Annotated in this window: 23 protein-coding genes; 11 read left to right on the plus strand and 12 right to left on the minus strand. The window is 26.8% G+C overall.

Translation table 11 applies throughout. The features are described 5' to 3' along the window. Positions 1 to 20: 20 nt before the first annotated feature. From rpoN to CCANL266_RS04905, 8 genes are read right to left on the minus strand one after another with little or no spacing between them, the layout of a single operon-like run. Entirely contained in the window at positions 21 to 1,229 is a 1,209-nt protein-coding gene (rpoN, locus tag CCANL266_RS04870) for an RNA polymerase factor sigma-54 (protein ID WP_172232198.1), read from the minus strand. Continuing rightward, positions 1,229 to 1,951 carry an LPS export ABC transporter ATP-binding protein gene (gene lptB / locus CCANL266_RS04875; protein WP_172232201.1) on the minus strand — a complete coding sequence of 241 codons (723 nt, stop codon included), beginning with the start codon at positions 1,949 to 1,951 and terminating at the stop codon, positions 1,229 to 1,231. The genes rpoN and lptB overlap by 1 nt, the downstream gene beginning before the upstream one ends. After that, on the minus strand, positions 1,932 to 2,339 hold the full coding sequence (gene tsaE / locus CCANL266_RS04880; protein ID WP_172232204.1) for a tRNA (adenosine(37)-N6)-threonylcarbamoyltransferase complex ATPase subunit type 1 TsaE: 408 nt from the start codon (positions 2,337 to 2,339) through the stop codon (positions 1,932 to 1,934). Before tsaE ends, lptB begins: the two co-directional genes overlap by 20 nt. Then, positions 2,336 to 2,581, minus strand: coding sequence for an RNA-binding S4 domain-containing protein (locus tag CCANL266_RS04885; protein WP_172232207.1), 246 nt, complete (start codon positions 2,579 to 2,581; stop codon positions 2,336 to 2,338). Before CCANL266_RS04885 ends, tsaE begins: the two co-directional genes overlap by 4 nt. After that, positions 2,571 to 3,356 (minus strand): DUF535 family protein, encoded by a 786-nt coding sequence (locus tag CCANL266_RS04890; RefSeq protein WP_172232210.1) that lies wholly within the window; start codon positions 3,354 to 3,356, stop codon positions 2,571 to 2,573. Before CCANL266_RS04890 ends, CCANL266_RS04885 begins: the two co-directional genes overlap by 11 nt. Next, the gene (locus CCANL266_RS04895; RefSeq protein WP_172232213.1) at positions 3,353 to 3,901 is read right to left on the minus strand and encodes a DedA family protein; all 549 of its coding nucleotides are present in this window, start codon (positions 3,899 to 3,901) and stop codon (positions 3,353 to 3,355) included. The genes CCANL266_RS04890 and CCANL266_RS04895 overlap by 4 nt, the downstream gene beginning before the upstream one ends. Beyond that, positions 3,901 to 5,481 (minus strand): ribonuclease Y, encoded by a 1,581-nt coding sequence (gene rny / locus CCANL266_RS04900; RefSeq protein ID WP_172232216.1) that lies wholly within the window; start codon positions 5,479 to 5,481, stop codon positions 3,901 to 3,903. The genes CCANL266_RS04895 and rny overlap by 1 nt, the downstream gene beginning before the upstream one ends. Next, entirely contained in the window at positions 5,384 to 6,013 is a 630-nt protein-coding gene (locus CCANL266_RS04905) for a 5-formyltetrahydrofolate cyclo-ligase (protein WP_172232219.1), read from the minus strand. The genes rny and CCANL266_RS04905 overlap by 98 nt, the downstream gene beginning before the upstream one ends. A 48-nt stretch (positions 6,014 to 6,061) precedes the next feature. On the opposite strand from CCANL266_RS04905, the gene CCANL266_RS04910 reads away from it, so the two are divergent. From CCANL266_RS04910 to CCANL266_RS04930, 5 genes are read left to right on the plus strand one after another with little or no spacing between them, the layout of a single operon-like run. Then, the gene (locus CCANL266_RS04910) at positions 6,062 to 6,640 is read left to right on the plus strand and encodes a TlpA family protein disulfide reductase (RefSeq protein ID WP_172232222.1); all 579 of its coding nucleotides are present in this window, start codon (positions 6,062 to 6,064) and stop codon (positions 6,638 to 6,640) included. Continuing rightward, complete coding sequence (gene ftsY / locus CCANL266_RS04915) at positions 6,637 to 7,509, plus strand: signal recognition particle-docking protein FtsY (RefSeq protein WP_172232225.1); 873 nt, start codon at positions 6,637 to 6,639, stop codon at positions 7,507 to 7,509. Before CCANL266_RS04910 ends, ftsY begins: the two co-directional genes overlap by 4 nt. Further along, positions 7,502 to 8,833 carry a DNA repair protein RadA gene (gene radA / locus CCANL266_RS04920; protein ID WP_172232228.1) on the plus strand — a complete coding sequence of 444 codons (1,332 nt, stop codon included), beginning with the start codon at positions 7,502 to 7,504 and terminating at the stop codon, positions 8,831 to 8,833. The genes ftsY and radA overlap by 8 nt, the downstream gene beginning before the upstream one ends. After that, entirely contained in the window at positions 8,788 to 9,330 is a 543-nt protein-coding gene (locus CCANL266_RS04925; RefSeq protein ID WP_172232231.1) for a prepilin-type N-terminal cleavage/methylation domain-containing protein, read from the plus strand. The genes radA and CCANL266_RS04925 overlap by 46 nt, the downstream gene beginning before the upstream one ends. Before the next feature lies 1 nt (position 9,331). Beyond that, the gene (locus CCANL266_RS04930) at positions 9,332 to 9,949 is read left to right on the plus strand and encodes a YggS family pyridoxal phosphate-dependent enzyme (RefSeq protein ID WP_172232234.1); all 618 of its coding nucleotides are present in this window, start codon (positions 9,332 to 9,334) and stop codon (positions 9,947 to 9,949) included. Between the two features lie 79 nt (positions 9,950 to 10,028). Here CCANL266_RS04930 and CCANL266_RS04935 read toward each other — a convergent pair whose 3' ends face one another. The 4 genes from CCANL266_RS04935 to CCANL266_RS04950 are packed head-to-tail and all read right to left on the minus strand — an operon-like array spanning position 10,029 to position 11,974. Beyond that, positions 10,029 to 10,415 (minus strand): hypothetical protein, encoded by a 387-nt coding sequence (locus tag CCANL266_RS04935; RefSeq protein ID WP_172232237.1) that lies wholly within the window; start codon positions 10,413 to 10,415, stop codon positions 10,029 to 10,031. 46 nt (positions 10,416 to 10,461) lie between these two features. Further along, a complete protein-coding gene (locus CCANL266_RS04940) occupies positions 10,462 to 10,986 on the minus strand; it encodes an SCO family protein (RefSeq protein ID WP_172232240.1) in 525 nt (174 codons plus the stop codon). A 5-nt stretch (positions 10,987 to 10,991) separates the two neighbouring features. Next, positions 10,992 to 11,435, minus strand: a complete 444-nt coding sequence (locus CCANL266_RS04945; RefSeq protein ID WP_172232243.1) for a hypothetical protein — start codon at positions 11,433 to 11,435, stop codon at positions 10,992 to 10,994. Continuing rightward, the gene (locus CCANL266_RS04950) at positions 11,435 to 11,974 is read right to left on the minus strand and encodes a copper chaperone PCu(A)C (RefSeq protein WP_224331896.1); all 540 of its coding nucleotides are present in this window, start codon (positions 11,972 to 11,974) and stop codon (positions 11,435 to 11,437) included. Before CCANL266_RS04950 ends, CCANL266_RS04945 begins: the two co-directional genes overlap by 1 nt. A 27-nt stretch (positions 11,975 to 12,001) precedes the next feature. On the opposite strand from CCANL266_RS04950, the gene CCANL266_RS04955 reads away from it, so the two are divergent. The 6 genes from CCANL266_RS04955 to CCANL266_RS04980 are packed head-to-tail and all read left to right on the plus strand — an operon-like array spanning position 12,002 to position 18,074. Then, the gene (locus tag CCANL266_RS04955) at positions 12,002 to 12,961 is read left to right on the plus strand and encodes a L,D-transpeptidase family protein (protein WP_172232246.1); all 960 of its coding nucleotides are present in this window, start codon (positions 12,002 to 12,004) and stop codon (positions 12,959 to 12,961) included. Between the two features lies 1 nt (position 12,962). After that, the gene (locus CCANL266_RS04960; RefSeq protein ID WP_172232249.1) at positions 12,963 to 13,940 is read left to right on the plus strand and encodes an alanine racemase; all 978 of its coding nucleotides are present in this window, start codon (positions 12,963 to 12,965) and stop codon (positions 13,938 to 13,940) included. 8 nt (positions 13,941 to 13,948) lie between these two features. Then, on the plus strand, positions 13,949 to 14,296 hold the full coding sequence (locus CCANL266_RS04965; RefSeq protein WP_172232252.1) for a hypothetical protein: 348 nt from the start codon (positions 13,949 to 13,951) through the stop codon (positions 14,294 to 14,296). Beyond that, a complete protein-coding gene (locus CCANL266_RS04970; RefSeq protein ID WP_172232255.1) occupies positions 14,297 to 14,863 on the plus strand; it encodes a ComF family protein in 567 nt (188 codons plus the stop codon). Positions 14,864 to 14,903: 40 nt separating this feature from the next. Continuing rightward, on the plus strand, positions 14,904 to 17,504 hold the full coding sequence (gyrA, locus tag CCANL266_RS04975; protein WP_172232258.1) for a DNA gyrase subunit A: 2,601 nt from the start codon (positions 14,904 to 14,906) through the stop codon (positions 17,502 to 17,504). A gap of 3 nt (positions 17,505 to 17,507) precedes the next feature. After that, positions 17,508 to 18,074, plus strand: a complete 567-nt coding sequence (locus CCANL266_RS04980; protein WP_172232261.1) for a manganese efflux pump MntP — start codon at positions 17,508 to 17,510, stop codon at positions 18,072 to 18,074. The last annotated feature ends 7 nt before the right edge of the window (positions 18,075 to 18,081 follow it).

An 18,081-nucleotide genomic window follows, 5' to 3' on the forward strand; every position in this document is an offset into this window, starting at 1 on the left:
AAAATATATTTTATATTTAGTTAAGAATTTAAAAAATACATTTTCTTGCGAGTTGAAGAACTTGGAATATCTAATATTTTTCTATATTTTGTAACTGTTCGTCTTACTAATTTTATATTAAATTTTTCTTGCAAAATTGCAACTAAGACTTCGTCACTAAGAGGCTTTTTTTTATTTTCATTTTTAATTAAATCAAGTAAATAATCTTTTAACGCTTTATTGCTAATACCATCATCAATTTTTTTTGCAAAAAATTCCTTAATTGCAATCACACCCCTATTTGAACATAAATATTTATTTGCAATCGCTCTGCTTATTGTGCTTGTATTTCTGTCTAATTCTAAGGCTAAATCTTGCAAGGTCATTGGTTTAATATCTTTACCTAAAAAATATTCATATTGATATTCAACCAACATTAATGCGAGTTTTTTTAATGTTGCCTTTCTTAATTCAAGACTATCTACTAACTTTTTAGCTTCTTTTATATGCTCTTTAAAAAATTCTTTATTTAAATTATCATCACTAACATCAATTTCAATATGTGGATAATATTCATCATTTATATAAACTTTTAATTCATTATTTTCGTAATAAATATAAATATCAGGAATTATTTGCTCACTATCTGCATAATCATTTAAAAAAGGTGGTAAAGAAAAACTTTTAAATAAACTTGTAGCTTCTTTAAATAAAGTATCTTTTGAATAAGAACTTAGATTTTGAAAATCATTAAGAATTTTTTTGCAATAAACAAATAATTCATCTTTAATATCGCTGTTTAAAAGGCAAAAATATAAAGCCTCGCAATAATCTTTTGCACCTACTCCCATAGGCTCTAAAAGATAAAATCTTTTTCTTACCAGTTCAATATCGCTAAGCAAATAATCCTTGCATAAATCTTCATCATAAACAAAATAGCCATTTTCATCAAGACAAGTTATTATAAGCTCAGCAATTTTTTGTGATTTTTCTGTGGGAAATAAGCTTTTATTTATTTGTAAATATAAATCATCATATAAACTTTTTTTATCCACACATAAATTATCATCTAAAGAATTAAATGAGCTTTTTTTGTAATTGGCATTAATTTTTATAAAAGGATTATCATTAGCTAATTTAGCAATTTCTTCTTCTAATTGCTCTGAACTTGCTTGAAGAACATTAAGCCAAGATTGTAAAGTTTGTGAAAGTTTTGCTTTTTGACTTATTAGAACTTTTTGCTTTAACATTATATTAAGAAATTTTTTCCTAAATATTTATTTAATACAAGCTCGTTTGTTGCTATTTCTTTAGCACTTCCGCTAGCTAATATAACACCACTATCAAGCACATAAGCATAATCGCATATCTTTAAAGTTTCTCTTACATTATGGTCGGTTATTAAAACTCCAATATTTAATGCTTTTAATTCTTTAATAATATTTTGTACATCTAAAATACTCTTAGGGTCAACTCCAGCAAAAGGCTCATCAAGCAATAAAAAAGATGGTTCTAGCACTAAAGCTCTTGCTATTTCTAGCCTTCTTCTTTCACCACCGCTTAAGCTTTTTGCTAAACGATTTTTTCTGTCTAATATCTTTAACATTTGTAATTTTTGCGTTATAACTTCATCTTCATCATCTAGTTTTTTTATTTGTGCTGCTATTTTCATATTATCCCACACGCTAAGCTCTTTTAATACACTTGAATCTTGTGGAAGATAGCCAATACCCATTAAGGCTCTTTGGTGCAATGATTTTAGTGTTATATCTTCGTTGTTTAATAAAATTTCACCCGAGCTTGGTTTAACAAGCCCTGTAATCATATAAAAAGTAGTTGTTTTACCAGCACCATTTGCTCCAAATAAACCTACAATTTGATTATTTTCTATCTTAATATTTACATCTTTTATAATATCATTATTTTTAATAGTTTTTTTTAAATTCTTAGCTTCAAGCTTCAATGAATTCATATTCTCTACCCTCTTTAATTGTAGTAATTTTAACTATTGTAGCATTAATATTGTATTTTTTTAGCAATAAAATTAATTCTTCATTTCCCCATTCAACCAAGTGTAAAGTATTTATAAAAAAATTTTCAAACAAACCATTAATAAGCATTGTTTTTACTTCACAATTATAAATATCATAATGAAATATTTTTTTATTGTTTTTTTCATAGATATTTAAAATACTAAATGTTGGCGAGCTTACATCATCATAATCTAAGCGTGTTTTAAGCAAATGTTTTACAAGGCTTGTTTTACCACTTGCTAAATCTCCTTGCAAAATATAAACACCATTTTCCTTAAATAAATCTGTAACTTTTGATAATTCATTAATATTTGCTTTTATCTTCATAGCTTTTCAACATATTCATTCATTTTTGCTTTAGCTATATTTTTTGTGCTAGGTAGGGCTAAAACCTTATAACTAATTTCATTATCTAATAATTTTAAAGTAATAATATCACCAATCTTAACTTCCTTGCTTGGCTTAGCTAAAACACCATTTATTGCTATAACTTGATTTTTACACATATCTAAAGAAATTGCTCTTCTTTTAGTAATATTTACTGCGTTTAAAAATTTATCAACTCTCATTGTCTATCCTAATTGAATCTAAAAATTCATATCTTTTTTTATACATTGAACGCTTTTTTGATGGAATTTCTTCTAAGTCTTTTTTTAAGTATTCTATTAAAAAGCTTTCTTTATTTTCTTTAATAATCTTTGTATTATCTTTCCAAATATCATCATAGTTTTGTATATAAACTATTTTATTATTTCTAATTCTATTTCTTTTAAAATTAGAAACCATATATTTATCTTTTACAGCATAAACTTGTTTTAAAGACAAAGACTTAGCAAAAACAAAAGCCATAAAAATAATAAAATTCATCGGTCTTATTGAATGAAAATCTTTTGTAAATTCCTTTAAAAGCTCTTTATTATTCGTAGCACCTTGCAAAGCACTAATAAATAAAGCCTCTTCTAGCAATGTAAAAGATAAGGTGTATAAACAATTTTCCTTATAAAATAAAACAAGCTGAAAAAAACCTTCGCTAATAACTCTTGGATACATATTTAAATATAAAGCAATGCTATCTTGCCTAAAAATACACTCACTTCTACTTTTTAAAATATTTGGATACTTATTAAAAAGTATCTTAATATCTCTTTTAAAACAAGAAAAATAAAAAGAAAATGAAAATGAATTACAAGCATATTTTTTGCAAAGCATATCATTTAAATATTTATTATCTTTATAAAAAAATTTTTCAATATCAGGATAAGCTGATAAAAATTCTTTAATTAGCTTAAGCCTATTAAAATAAATAATCTTTCTTAAAAACAATCTAGTAGCTTTTAAGTTCATTTTCTTGCCTTAATTTTAAAAAATAAAAATATTAAAAACAATATTGCAAATAACACAATAGGAGCATAAGATGAATATTGTTCAAAAGTATTTTTTATAAAAGATGCAGCATATAAAGCAGTGTAAAATACACTAACAGCCCATACAAAGCAAGAAATAGCATTGTAAATAAAAAATTTATCAAATCTCATCTTTACTAAAGCACTTGCTATAGGAGATATTGTTTTTAAGCCATAAATAAATTTACAAATTAGAGTAAAAATAAAGGCATTTTTTCTAAATAAAACCACCATTAAAGCCACTTTTCTTTTGTACTTAAAAACATATTTAGAATACTCATTTTTATTTATTTTCATTAAAAAATAAATTAAGCAATTTCCAGCTAAATTACCAATAAAAGCAACAAAAATACTAATATAAGGATTAATATCATAAGCACTTGAAAAAACTCCAAGTGCCAATAAAGCAAGCATACCCCCACCTAAAGAATATAAAAACACTAAAATATAACCATATTTTACAAAACTATCTATAAATTCTTGCATTATTTTGCTATCTCCACAGCTCTTGTTTCTCTAATTACATTTACCTTTACTTCGCCAGGAAACTGCATATTGCTTTCTATTTCTTGTGCAATTTCTTTTGCTAATAAAATACTCTCATCATCGTTAATTAATTTTGCATTAACAATAATTCTAATTTCCCTACCAGCATTAATTGCATAGGCTTTTTTAACCTGAGTACGCTTTTTAGCAATTTCTTCAAGGTCGCTAACTCTTTTTAAGAAGGCTTCTAAAACCTCTCTTCTAGCTCCAGGTCTTGCTGCACTCAAAACATCAGCAGTACAAACCGCTGCAGCTTCAATACTAGTTGCTTCTTCGTGTCCGTGATGAGCGTAAATTGCATTTAATACAACTGCGTGTTCTTTGTGTCTTTTACAAATCATAGCACCTAAATCAACATGCGAACCTTCATAATCATGAGTTAATGCTTTACCAATATCATGCAAAATTCCTGCTCTTCTTGCTAATCTTGCATTACCACCACATTCATCAGCAATTATTCCTGCTAAATGCGCAACTTCTAAACTATGTGTTAGTGCATTTTGACCATAACTTGCACGGTATTTTAATCTTCCGATTAATCTTATTAGCTCAGGAGCCATTTTTGTAAGCCCTAAATCCATTACAACTTCTTGACCACTATTAAACATTTCTTCTTCAAATTCGTTTGAAACTCTTTCGTGTAATTCTTCTATTCTCGCAGGTTGAATTCTTCCATCTTCAATAAGCAGTTCAATAACTTTTTTAGCAATAGCTCTTCTTAATACATTAAAAGAACTAATAATAATAGCATTAGGCGTATCATCAATAATAACATCAACCCCTAAAACCATTTCAAGCGTTTTTATATTTCTACCTTCTTTACCAATAATCCTGCCTTTTAAATCATCGCTTTTTAAATTAATTACACTAATTAATCTTTCGCTAACATACTCTCCTGCATATCTTGTTGTTGCTTGAGCTAAAATATAACCAGCCTTTGCTTTTGCTTGACTTTTTGCTTCTTCTTCATATTTTCTAACTATATGTGCTATTTCTGCTCTTGATTGCTCTTTTACATTATTTAAAACTAATTCTTTACCTTCTTCTTGGGTAAGTCCGCTTACATTTTCTATAGTTTTTAAAAGTTCTTTTGTTTTTAAATCATAATATTCTTTTAATTTTAAATTCTCTTGTTTTTCATCGGCAATTTGTATTTGAAGTTGCTCTACTACTTGTTTTTCTTTATTAAAACTTTCTTGCATAACACATAAATTATGCTCTTTTTTTTCAAGCTCTAAAAGTTTAAAATTAAAATCTTTTTGCAAATTATTTGATAATTCTTCATAGGTTTTTTTGTATCTTAACTCTATTTTTGTCTCGCTAGTTTTTGCATTTTCTAGCACCTTATCTGCATTTTGTAATATCTTTTCAGCTTCATATTCAATAGCTTTAGCTTTAGCCTTAGCCTGTTCTTCGTGAATTTTAAAATGTGCATCGTTTATTTTTTTTGCAATGCAATAACCGATGATTAATCCTAAAATTAGAACAATAGGAAGCGATATAATTTCTCCTACACTCATTATTACTCTCTTTTCTTACATAAAATTTATTTGATGTGATATAAATATCAGCTTGTAAATCTTGTTTAGAACAAATCTTAAAATCAACAAGACTTTGCTTATTTTGAATAAAAATAATTAATAAATTATTATAATTTGTAAAAGTCTTGTCATAATAACCCTTACCAAAACCAATTCTTCTTAAATTACAATCAACTCCAAGACTTGGAATAATAGCCAAATCTATCTTATTTATAGCCCTTTTTGATATGCTTTCTTTTACTTTAAATTTTTTTTGTACTAATGGGTATCTTAATTTAACAATTTTTAATTTTCCATCTTCAAGCATAATTGGGCTAAAAAGCTGATATTTGCTTAATTTCCTTTTAAATTTAAGTAAATTTACTTCTTTTTTTAAAGGAATATAAAGTAAAATATTTTTTAATTTTTTATTAATCTTAAGTATTTTTTTTATATCCTTAAAAATCTTATAATCGTATGAAAAATTGTAATTTTTTTTTCTAAAATTTGCTCTTATTAATTTTTTATCCATAATATATCCTACAAAATCCAAAATACTTATAATTAAAAAAGGTTACAAATGAATTTTAAAACTATATTTTTTGCAATATTTATAATATTTTTTATATCTTGTGGCGATAATGAAAATAAAGAAAATAATACAAATAACCAACAAGAACAAAAAGAAAGTAACGCAGATAATTTTAATAAATTTTCTACAATTTCTTTGCAATTTAGCAATTCTTCAATAGGCTTAGGCTTAAAAAGAACAAATGAAAATAACAAAAATTTAGAATTTATAAATAATGATAATAGAGCTATTATGTTTATATTTTTTACAACTTGGTGCATTCCTTGTAAGGCTGAAATACCGCATTTAAACAATCTTTATCAAAAATACAAAGATAAAATAAGATTTATAGGTATTTTATTAGAAGATAAAAGCGATAAAGAATTAAAAGAATTTATTGAAAGTAATAATATAAATTATGAAATAGCAAATTCTGATGCAAATTATTTATTTGTAAAATCTATTGATGGAGTAAGCGGAATTCCTTATATGATGTTATATAACAACAAAGGTAAAAATATAAACAACTACTTAGGTGCTGTATATGAAGAAATGCTTGATATAGATATTCAAAAGGTAATCCAATGATAGATTTTTTTAAAAAAGGCTTAAACAAAACCCTAGAAGCAATCAAAGGTGTAAAAACAAATAATGATAAAATAAACAAAGATTTATTAGAAGAAATGCTAATAAGCGCTGATATCACCTATGAAATTGTAGAAGAAATACTATATTACCTACCGCCAAGCGATATAGTAAAAAAAGATGATTTGTATAATGTTATGAGTTCTTATTTTATGTACGAACATAAAAATAATACAACAAATAAACCCTTTGTAGAATTAATCTTAGGAGTAAATGGAGTTGGAAAAACAACTAGCATTGGAAAGCTTAGTTCTTTTTATAAAAATCAAGGAAAAAAAGTTTTGCTAGGCGCTTGTGATACTTTTAGAGCTGGGGCAATTATGCAGCTTGAATTGTGGGCTAACAAAAATAATTGCGATATTGTAAGCACCAAGCAAGGTCATGACCCAAGTGCAGTTGCTTTTGATACTATTACAAAGGCAATAAGTAAAGGCTATGATAATGTTATTTTAGATACAGCAGGAAGATTAGAAAATAAAAAAAATCTAGCAAATGAGCTAGAAAAAATAATTAGAATTTCAAATAAAGCTTTAGAAAACGCACCGCACAGAAAAATTTTAGTTTTAGATGCTACTCAAGGCAATAGTGGAATAAATCAGGCAAAAGTTTTTAATGATTTAGTTAAACTTGATGGAGTGATAATTACAAAGCTTGATGGCACGAGCAAGGGTGGGAGTTTATTTGCAATTGCTAGAGAGCTTGAAATACCTATTTTATATTTTGGTTATGGCGAAGGCGTAAATGATTTAGCGCAATTTAGTCCTAGTAAATACTTAAATGTATTACTAGATGGGATTTTTAATAATGGCTAAAAAAAAGCAAGTATTATTTGAATGCCAAGCTTGTGGAAATAGACAAATTAAATTCTTAGGAAAATGCCCTGAATGCGGTGTTTTTAATAGTTTTTTAGAACTAAATGAAGAACAAATTAATCATTTAAAAAACGAAGATAAAAAAATAAACAAAGAAGAAGCCTTAAGCATTTGTGATATTCAAATAGAAACAATAGATAAATTCACAAGCTTTGATAATGAGCTTGATTTAGTTTTAGGCGGCGGAATTGTAAAAGGGTCTTTAATTTTACTTGGTGGTTCGCCTGGAGTTGGTAAATCTACGCTTTTGCTAAAAATTGCTGCAAATTTAGCAAAAAATAATAAAAAAGTCTTATATGTTAGTGCAGAAGAAAGCAAATCTCAAATAAAAATCCGTGCAAACAGACTAAATGCAAATGAAAAAAATCTTTTTTTACTAACCGAACTTTGCTTTGAAAATATAAAAGATGAACTAATTAAAAATCAATATGATTTGCTAATAATAGATAGCATTCAAACAATTTATTCAGAAAATATAAATTCTTGTGCAGGTTCAATTACCCAAGTAAGAGAACTAACCTTTGAACTTATGAAAATTAGCAAAAGTAAAAATATAAGCACCTTTGTCATTGGACATATTACAAAAGAAGGTTCAATAGCAGGTCCAAGAGTGCTTGAGCATATGGTTGATGTTGTTTTATATTTTGAGGGCGATACAGGAAAAGAATTAAGAATTTTGCGTGGTTTTAAAAATCGTTTTGGAAGTACTAGCGAGATTGGAATTTGGCAAATGAGCGAAAACGGGCTGATAGCTGCTTCAAAAAGTAAATTTTTAAATAGAAATAAAAAACAAGCAGGAACAGCTCTTACAATAATAATGGAAGGAAGTAGAGCAATCACCCTTGAAGTACAAGCTCTTGTTTGTGAAAGCTCTTACCCAAAAAGAAGTGCAACAGGCTTTGATAGAAATAGACTTGATATGATTTTAGCCCTTTTAGAAAAAAAACTTGAAATCCCACTTAGAAACTACGATGTGTTTATAAATATTAGCGGAGGTATAAAGGTTAATGAAACAGGAGCTGATTTGGCAGTAGCAGCTGCTATAATATCAAGTTTTAAAAATAGAATTTTAAGTAGTGAAAGTGTTTTTATAGGCGAACTTAGCTTAAATGGTAATATTTGTGAGATTTACAATCTTGACATTCGCTTAAACGAAGCTAAAAACCAAGCTTTTAAAAATGCTATAATACCTAATCAAACCAATTTTAAAGGAATAAAATGTTTTATCGCAAAAGAACTTTCTCAAGTGTTAGAATGGATGTAAAAAGAGCTTTTACCTTATTAGAGCTTGTGGTTGTAGTTGTTTTAGTTGCTATTTTAAGCAGCGTTGCAGTATCAAAAATCCATACTGGAAGCAAACTAGATGAATATGTTTATAACTTATTAAACGATATTAGATACACACAAATACTAGCACTAAGCTACGATGCTTATAATGGCAGTACTAACTTTGATCAAATTAAAAATTCATATTATCTTAATTTTGGTACAAATTGTTATAGCATTTTTTTTAATAAAAGCACTCAAGAGATAATCAATGATTATATGGGTTCTAATAGTAAATTAGAATGTAAACAAGGTTCAAGAACATATTTAGATGGATTAGCAATAACTGGTAATCCTATTGGTTTTGATTATCTAGGTCGTCCTATTATTAGTGACGGCATTGCTAATACACCAAGCGAAATCACATTAAAATACAATAGTGAGGAAAAAATAATAACAATACAGCCATACACAGGCTATTTATCGGTAAAATAATATGAATAAAGAATTATATTTTAATATTAAAGATAAATATCCTAATGTAAGGATAATTGCTGTAAGCAAATACACAAGCGATGAAAACATAAAAGAGCTATTTTCACTAGGTCATAAAGAATTTGCAGAAAATAAGGTTCAAGATTTACTTAGAAAAAAAGAAGAGCTTTCAAAAGAAATTTCTTGGCATTTTATTGGAAATTTACAAAAAAATAAAATAAACCATCTAATAAAAACAAAACCTATTTTATGGCAAAGTTGTACTAGCTTTGCTCTTGCACACGAAGTAGATAAAAGACTTGATTATAAACTTGATTGCCTTTTGCAAATCAACTCGTCTTGCGAAGATAGCAAAAGTGGAATAAGCACTCAACAAGCTTTAGATGAGTATTTAAAAATACAAAATGAATGTAGTAATTTAAACCTAATAGGCATTATGTGTATTGGTGCAATTGATGAAAAATACACTCAAAAAAGTTTTGAAGACTGCTATAAAATTTATGAAGAAGTAAAAAAATACGGAGCAAAAATATGCTCAATGGGAATGAGTTCTGATTACGAACTAGCAATTAAATGCGGTTCTAATATGATAAGATTAGGCTCAATTTTATTTAAGTGATTTAAAAGCTATTTTTTTACTTAAACAAGTTTGTCTTAGTAAGATTAAATAATTTTATTGGAAATTGCTTCCAATAAAATCAATATCCTTCATTTTCTGAAATTTGATACTCTAATTCTTCTAATTTCTCATCAATTTCATAAATTTTTTCTTTTAATTTTTCAATTTCTTGAACTAATCTATCATAAGAGCCTTTCTCGCTATTATTTTTAACTTGCTTTAAAATATTTAGCTCTGCTCTAATTTTTTCAATCTCATTTTGCAAGCTATCATTAACAACCACCTTACTAGCTGCACTCTTAACTTCGCTTACTTTTTGTGCTTTTACATTTTCTTTTACGCTTTCTTTTGCACTTTCTTTTGCTTTTGTATTTGTTTTTTTAGTGCTTGTTGTTGCTTTTTTGCTACTTTCATTGCTTTTTTTAACACTAGTTTTTGCACTAGTTTTAGCTTTTTTTTCTGCCATATTTTCTCCTTAAATTATAAAAAAACCGCATTTTAGATATAAATAATTAACCTTCGTTTAAAAAGCTATTAATTTTTTTTATAATATTTTTTTCTGTTAGGTTTGAGATTTCTCCTTTATACTCTCCTTTATCGTTTATAAAATATAACGATGAACTGTGTGCTACTGTGTAAAGCGCTTCTGAATCTTGATATACATATTCATATTTCACACCATAGTTTTTTGCTATTTTAACAAGCTCTTCTTCGCTTGGAACTAATCCTATTGAATTTTCTTGAAAGAATTTTACATATTCTTCAACGCTTTTTACATCATCTCTTTTAGGGTCAAGCGTTATAAAAACTAATTTTATATTTTTATTATCAAGCTTAGCTAAAACATCACTTGCTCTACTAAGTGAAAAAGGGCAAACATCAGGGCATAAAGTGTAACCAAAATAAATAAGCAAATTTTCGCCTTTAAAATCTTTTAACGAGTAATTTTTATCAAGCCCTTGTAAATTAAAATCATATTTATTCTCGCTACAAGCACTTAATAAAAAAAGCAAAAATACGAGTATAATTTTTTTCATAATAACTACCTTTTTACATCAAAATCAATGTATAAATTTAAACTTTTTTCCCCACTAAATAATTCTAATCTATATCTCATAATGTTTTCAGCACAAGCACTAAAAACTAAATCAGCATAATAATCTTTATTGTTTTTACTTGAAAATTCTTCTACAATATCGCCCATATACATATTTAATCCATAAAATCTTGCATTTAAATTATCTATTTTTCCAAGATTTTTTATATGTAGAGTGTTTTCTACCATTATTTCTAAGGGCTGCTTTTGAAAATAAATCTCAATTTCTTTATTATTAAATTCTAAAAAACAATGCTCTTTATTTAAATTGCATTCTAAGGGAGTTAATTCAGTAATCAACTCTCTTTTTTTAAAATTTTGCTTAGGATAAAAAATAATTACAATTGCAATAAAAATTATTACAAATAATAAAATAAATATTTTTTTCATTAGTGATGTTTATGCGCTTTTATTGCTTTTGATGGAATATCTTTTAAAACTATTTCTTCATTATTATCAAATTTTAATTTTACATCAAGTTTTGTATCATCAACTATTGGCTCTTTAATATCAAAAAGCATAATATGTAAACTTTTTGGCTTTAATTCAACACTTGAATGAGCTGGTATTACAATATCTTTTACTCTTACCATTTTCATCATTCCGTTTTCATGTAAATGAGTGTGCAATTCTGTTGTTTTAGCATAAGATGAATTAGCATCAATTAAACTTATATCCTTATCGCTAGTATTTTCAATATTCATAAAAATTGCTGAATTTTTTGCATTTGGCATACTTTGTTTTACATAAGCATCTTTAATTACTATATCTGCACTAAAAGCAAATAAACTTAAACCTAAAACTAGGACTGTTTTTTTAAACATTTTTTCTCCTTTTGTATTGTAATTTTGATAATCATAAATATAAATAATTAATGTTTGATATTTTTTATTATTAACAATAGCATTAAGTATAAATTTTATAATCATTAGTTTTAATAATTTTAGGGAGTTTTTATGAAAAAAATAATATTTTTTATCTTGACTATAAATTTATTTGCTACTGATTTAACGCAACTTTATTTAAAAGAAGGTATAAAAGCAGTTGAAAAAAAACTACAAGAAAACATAACAAAAACGGATTTTTGGAAAAACGAACTTAAAGATTTAGACCTAGAATACGGGTATTATAGCGATGATGCAATGATAATAATAGTAGATAAAACTAGTAAGAATTTTGAAGTTTATGAAGAACAAGACAATAAATTAAAAAAGATTTTTGAGCAAATTGTAATTACTGGCTTAATGGGAGAGAAAAAAATTGAAGGAGATTTAAAAACCCCTATTGGTTTTTATGAAGTTTTAAAAGAAATAAATCCGCCTGAATACTATGGTCCAACAGCCTTTGTGTTATCATATCCAAATTTATTAGACAAAGCACAAAATAAAACAGGTTCTGGCATTTGGATTCACGGTTTTCCACTTGATGGAGATGTAAGATATGATGCTTATAAAACAAAGGGCTGTGTAGTAATGACAAACGATGTTTTGCTTGATTTTAAAGAATTGCTAAAAAATAAAAAAGCCTATGTTTTAATTAATGAAAAAGGTCAAAGCAAAACAAACATTGATGAAATTTCTTTATTATTATCAAATCTATTTAAGTGGAAAAATGCTTGGACAAATAGCGATACAAAAGAATATTTATCTTTTTATAGTGAAGATTTTGTACGCTTTGATGGTATGAAATTTGCAAAATTTAAAGAACAAAAAGAAATAATTTTTAAAAGAAAGGAAAATAAAATTATTAACTTTTCAAACATTTCAATAAGCCCATACCCTAATATTGAAAACAAAAAACTTTTTAGAATTTCTTTTAGTGAAGATTACAAAAGCGATAATTATTCTTTTGTTGGAGAAAAGACAATTTATGTTGAGTTATTAAATGATAAATTCTTAATTTTAACAGAGCAATAAAATGGCTTATATTACAATAAATAAAGAAAATTATTTTTATAATTTAAATGAGTGTTTAAAACATATAAATAATAATATTGATAATTTTGTTTTAATATTAAAAGACAATGCCTATGGGCATGGATTATTGCAAATCTCAAATCTAGCTTTAGAATTTGGGATTAACTTCATTGCCTTAAAAAATCAAAATGAAGCAGAAGAAGTTAAAAATAAATTCAAAAATATCTTATTACTTTCTCAACTAGCACAAGATTATGAAAGTAATGAAAACTATATTTTAGGAATAAATTCTCTTGATTATTTTAACTACACAAAGAAAAACGATAAAATAATGCTAAAGTTAAATACAGGTATGAATAGAAACGGCTTGCAAATTAATGAATTAAAACAAGCAATTAAAATAATAAAAGAGCAAAAATTAAGATTTTTAGGCGCTTACACTCATTTTTCAAGTCCAAATAATATTGACAAACAAAAAAAACTTTATAAAGAATATTGTACTTATTTACAAGATAATTATGATGAAAAATTATTTTTTCATTCAAGTAATTCTAGTGCGGTTTTTTTAAATAAGAATGATGATTTAGCTGCAAGATGCGGTTTAGCACAATTTGGTTTTTGCGATGTGGAGGCTAATTTAAAGCCAGTTATGAGCCTATATGCACAAAAATTATCTTCAAGAACAATACAAAAAGATGAAATAATAGGCTATGATGAAAGATTTAAAGCTACAAAATCAATGCTTGTTTCAACATATGATTTAGGTTATGCTGATGGCTTAATTTATAAAGAAAATATAAAAATAAAAAATAATATTAAAATTCTAGGCAAAATTTCAATGGATAGTTTTGTATGTGAAAGCAATCAAAATGAACTTTGCATTTTTGATAATGCTTATGAATTTGCAAAAGAATTTAACACAACCGTCTATGAAATTTTTGTTAGACTAAATCAAAATATTAAAAAAATTATAATTTAAGGAAAAAAATGCTTATTTTTGGTCTTGATTTCATAAATAATAAAAAAATAGGTTTTAATAATGATAGTAAGATACAATGTATTGATTTTGATGAAAAAAATATAAAAGAAAATTCTGCAGTTTTTTGTAATGATATTAATGAAATTTTAATTGCAAATGCACTAAATGCAGCCTTTATTATCCCTAATAAATCAATTTTAAACGACTGTGTTAATTTAGCAGAATATTATTTATTTGATAGCAAAATTTTAAGCCTTGTAAAAACAAAAGAAGAGCTTTTTAAAGCTGCAAAATTAAAATGCGATGCTGTTTTTGTGTGCGAATACAACGAAAAGTATAAAGAATATTTTTTATAAATGTTATGCTTTAAATGCAATAATTTTAGCCTTTTTACCTTTTGCTCTAAATGTAAAAAAGAGCTTTTAGATTTTAAAATTAAAAGAAGAATTATAGAAGATAAATTGGTAGTATATTCATTTTACGAATATTCAAAAATAAAAAAATTACTTTCACACAAACACTATTTAAGTGGATATTTTGTATTAAACAACCTTGCAAAATTCAGCCTTAAAAGGTTTGATTTTTGCCTAGAAGAAAAAGTAAATATTATAGCAGTTGATGATGATATAAAAAGTGGTTATTCTCACACAAGCATTTTAGCAAAACACCTACAAAATAAAAACGCAAAAGCACTTTATTCTGCAATATTTAAAAGCAAAAACATAAGTTATAAAGGTAAAAGCAAAAGCTTTAGAAAAGCAAATAAAAAGGGTTTTTATTTAGTAAAAAAGCCAAAATACCCTGTAATTTTAGTTGATGATATTTTAACCACAGGCTCAACGCTAATGCAAGCTTATAAAATGTTAAAAAAAGAAAAAATAAGAGTTCTTTTTGCCGTTGTGTTAGCTGATGTGAAAGACTAAAGCATTATAATAAAGAAATTTTCTCACCAAAAGGATAGTAATGAATCTATTTGATAATAGCGAAATAACCGTAGTTGATATTGAAGATAGCATAAAAACGAGCTATTTAGATTACTCAATGTCAGTTATTATTGGTCGTGCCTTACCTGATGCAAGAGATGGCTTAAAGCCTGTTCATAGAAGAATTTTATATGCGATGCATAATGACGAATCAAAATCAAGAACAGATTTTGTAAAATCAGCTCGTATTGTCGGTGCTGTAATTGGTAGATACCACCCGCATGGAGATATTGCTGTTTATGATGCCTTAGTTAGAATGGCTCAAAGTTTTTCTATGAGATATCCAAGTATCACAGGGCAAGGAAACTTCGGTTCAATTGATGGAGATAGTGCTGCTGCTATGCGTTATACCGAAGCAAAAATGAGCCACTTATCACACGAATTATTAAAAGATATAGATAAAGATACAGTTGATTTTACACCTAATTATGATGGCTCAGAGTTTGAACCTGATGTATTGCCAACTAGAGTTCCTAATTTATTATTAAACGGCTCAAGCGGTATTGCAGTTGGTATGGCTACAAACATTCCTCCGCATAGTCTTGATGAGCTAGTAGATGGCTTACTTTATCTACTTGATAATAAAGATGCGAGTTTAGAAGAAATTATGCAATTTATTAAAGGACCTGATTTTCCAACAGGTGGAATTATTTTTGGTAAAAAAGGCATAATTGATGCTTACCGTACAGGTAGGGGTAGAATAAAAATTAGAGCAAAAACTCATATTGAGCAAAAAGGTAATAAAGAATTAATTGTAATTGATGAGCTACCATACCAAACAAACAAAGCAAGATTACACGAGCAAATAGCAGAATTAGTAAAAGAAAAGCAAATTGAAGGTATAAGCGATACAAGAGATGAAAGCGACAAAGATGGAATTCGCTTAGTAATTGAGCTTAAAAAAGATGCAATGAGTGAGATAGTGCTTAATAATTTATTTAAAAGCACAACAATGGAAAGCACCTTTGGTGTGATTATGCTTGCTATTACAAACAAAGAACCTAAAGTATTTAATTTAATTGAATTGCTAAATTTATTTTTAAATCATAGGAAAACAATTATTATTAGAAGAACTATTTTTGAACTTGAAAAAGCAAAAACAAGAGCACATATCTTAGAAGGTTTAAAAATAGCACTTGATAATATTGATGAAGTAATAGCATTAATTAAAGCTAGCGAAGATAGCTTAAGTGCTAAAAATTCTTTAATGCAGCAATTTAACTTAAGCGAATTACAAGCTGTATCTATCTTAGAAATGAGATTACAAAGATTAACAGGTCTTGAAAGAGATAAAATAGAACAAGAATTAAAAGAATTATTAGCTTTAATTGAAGAATTAAACTCAATTTTAAAAAGCGAAGAAAAAATTGAGCAAATTATAAAAGATGAATTACTTGAAATTAAAAACAAATTCAAAGTTCCAAGAATTACTGAAATAGTTGATGATTACGATGATATTGATGTTGAAGATTTAATACCAAATGAGCCAATGGTAATTACAATAACTCATCGTGGTTACATTAAAAGAGTTCCAACCAAATCTTATGAAAAGCAAAAAAGAGGTGGTAAAGGAAAAATCGCAGTAACAACTTATGATGATGATTTTATTGAAAGCTTCTTTACAGCAAATTCTCACGATACTTTAATGTTTGTTACAGATAAAGGTCAGCTTTACTGGCTAAAAGTTTATAAAATTCCTGAAGGTAGCAGAACTGCAAAAGGAAAAGCAGTGGTAAATCTAATCAACCTTGCGCCTGATGAAAAGATTATGGCAATAATACCTACAACAGATTTTGATGATAATAAATCTTTATGTTTCTTTACTAAAAATGGAATTATAAAAAGAACAAATTTAAGTGAATATCAAAACATAAGAAGCGTTGGAGTAAGAGCTATTAATCTTGATGAAAACGATGAATTAGTAAGTGCTTTAATTGCATTTAATGATGGTGATGATAACTTTAGCGATGAAAATGAAGAAGGCGAAAATATTCAAGAAATAAACGAAGATTTAAGCGAAGAAAATAATGAAAATGAAGATAATGCAGCCCAAGATGATTACAATAAAACAATGGTTTTTGTTGCAACTAAAAAAGGTATGTGTATTAAATTCCCACTTGAAAAAGTAAGACAAATCGGTCGTGTATCTCGTGGTGTAACAGCTATTCGCTTTAAAGAACAAGATGACTGCGTAATCGGTGCAGTAGTAATTACAAGCAACGAACAAGAAATTTTAAGTCTAAGCGCAAAAGGTATCGCAAAAAGAACAAATGCTGGCGAATACCGCTTACAAAGTCGTGGTGGAAAGGGTGTAATTTGTATGAAATTAACTCAAAAAACAAAAGACTTAGTAGGTATTGTAATAGTTGATGAAAGTATGGATTTAATGGCGCTTACAAGCAGTGGCAAGATGATAAGAACCGATATGCAAAGCATTAGAAAAGCAGGACGCAACACAAGCGGAGTAATAGTTGTAAATGTTGGTTCTGATGAAGTTGTAAGCATTGCAAAATGCCCTAAAGAAGAAGACGAAGAAGACGAAGAAATCATTCAAGAAAATGATTTAGGTTTAAACGAATAATTTATGCTTAGTATAATCTTACTAGCAGTAGCTTTAAGTATCGATGCTTGTATCGTTGCTTTTAGCTACTCTCTTACTCTTAATAAAAATTTAATTAAAAATGCCTTTATTTTTTCATTTTCTTCTGCTTTTTTTCAAGCCTTTATGCCTATTGTTGGTTTTTTTATAATGTATTATTTTGGCTTAAAATTCATTGAACTTGCAAAAAAAATAGACCATTTTATAGTATTTTTTATTTTTTTATTTTTAGGAATAAAAATTATAAAAGACGCTTTTAAAAATGAAACAATACAAATTGAAAAAAACCTTAGTTTTAAAATAGTATTTAGCTTAAGCGTAGCAACAAGTCTTGATGCTCTTGCTGCTGGAGTGCTAATATTTTCAAGCAAACTTGATATATTAGACTGTATATTTATAATTTTTGTAATTACTTTTGTATTATGCTTTATGTCATTTTGCATTGCAAAAAGTATTAAATTAAACATAAAGCTACTACAAATAATATCTGCAATTATAATAATATTAATTGGCTTTAAAATTCTAATTGAACATACAATTAAACATATTTAATTGTATG

This window comes from Campylobacter canadensis, assembly GCF_013177655.1.
GTDB classification, from domain to species: domain Bacteria; phylum Campylobacterota; class Campylobacteria; order Campylobacterales; family Campylobacteraceae; genus Campylobacter_E; species Campylobacter_E canadensis.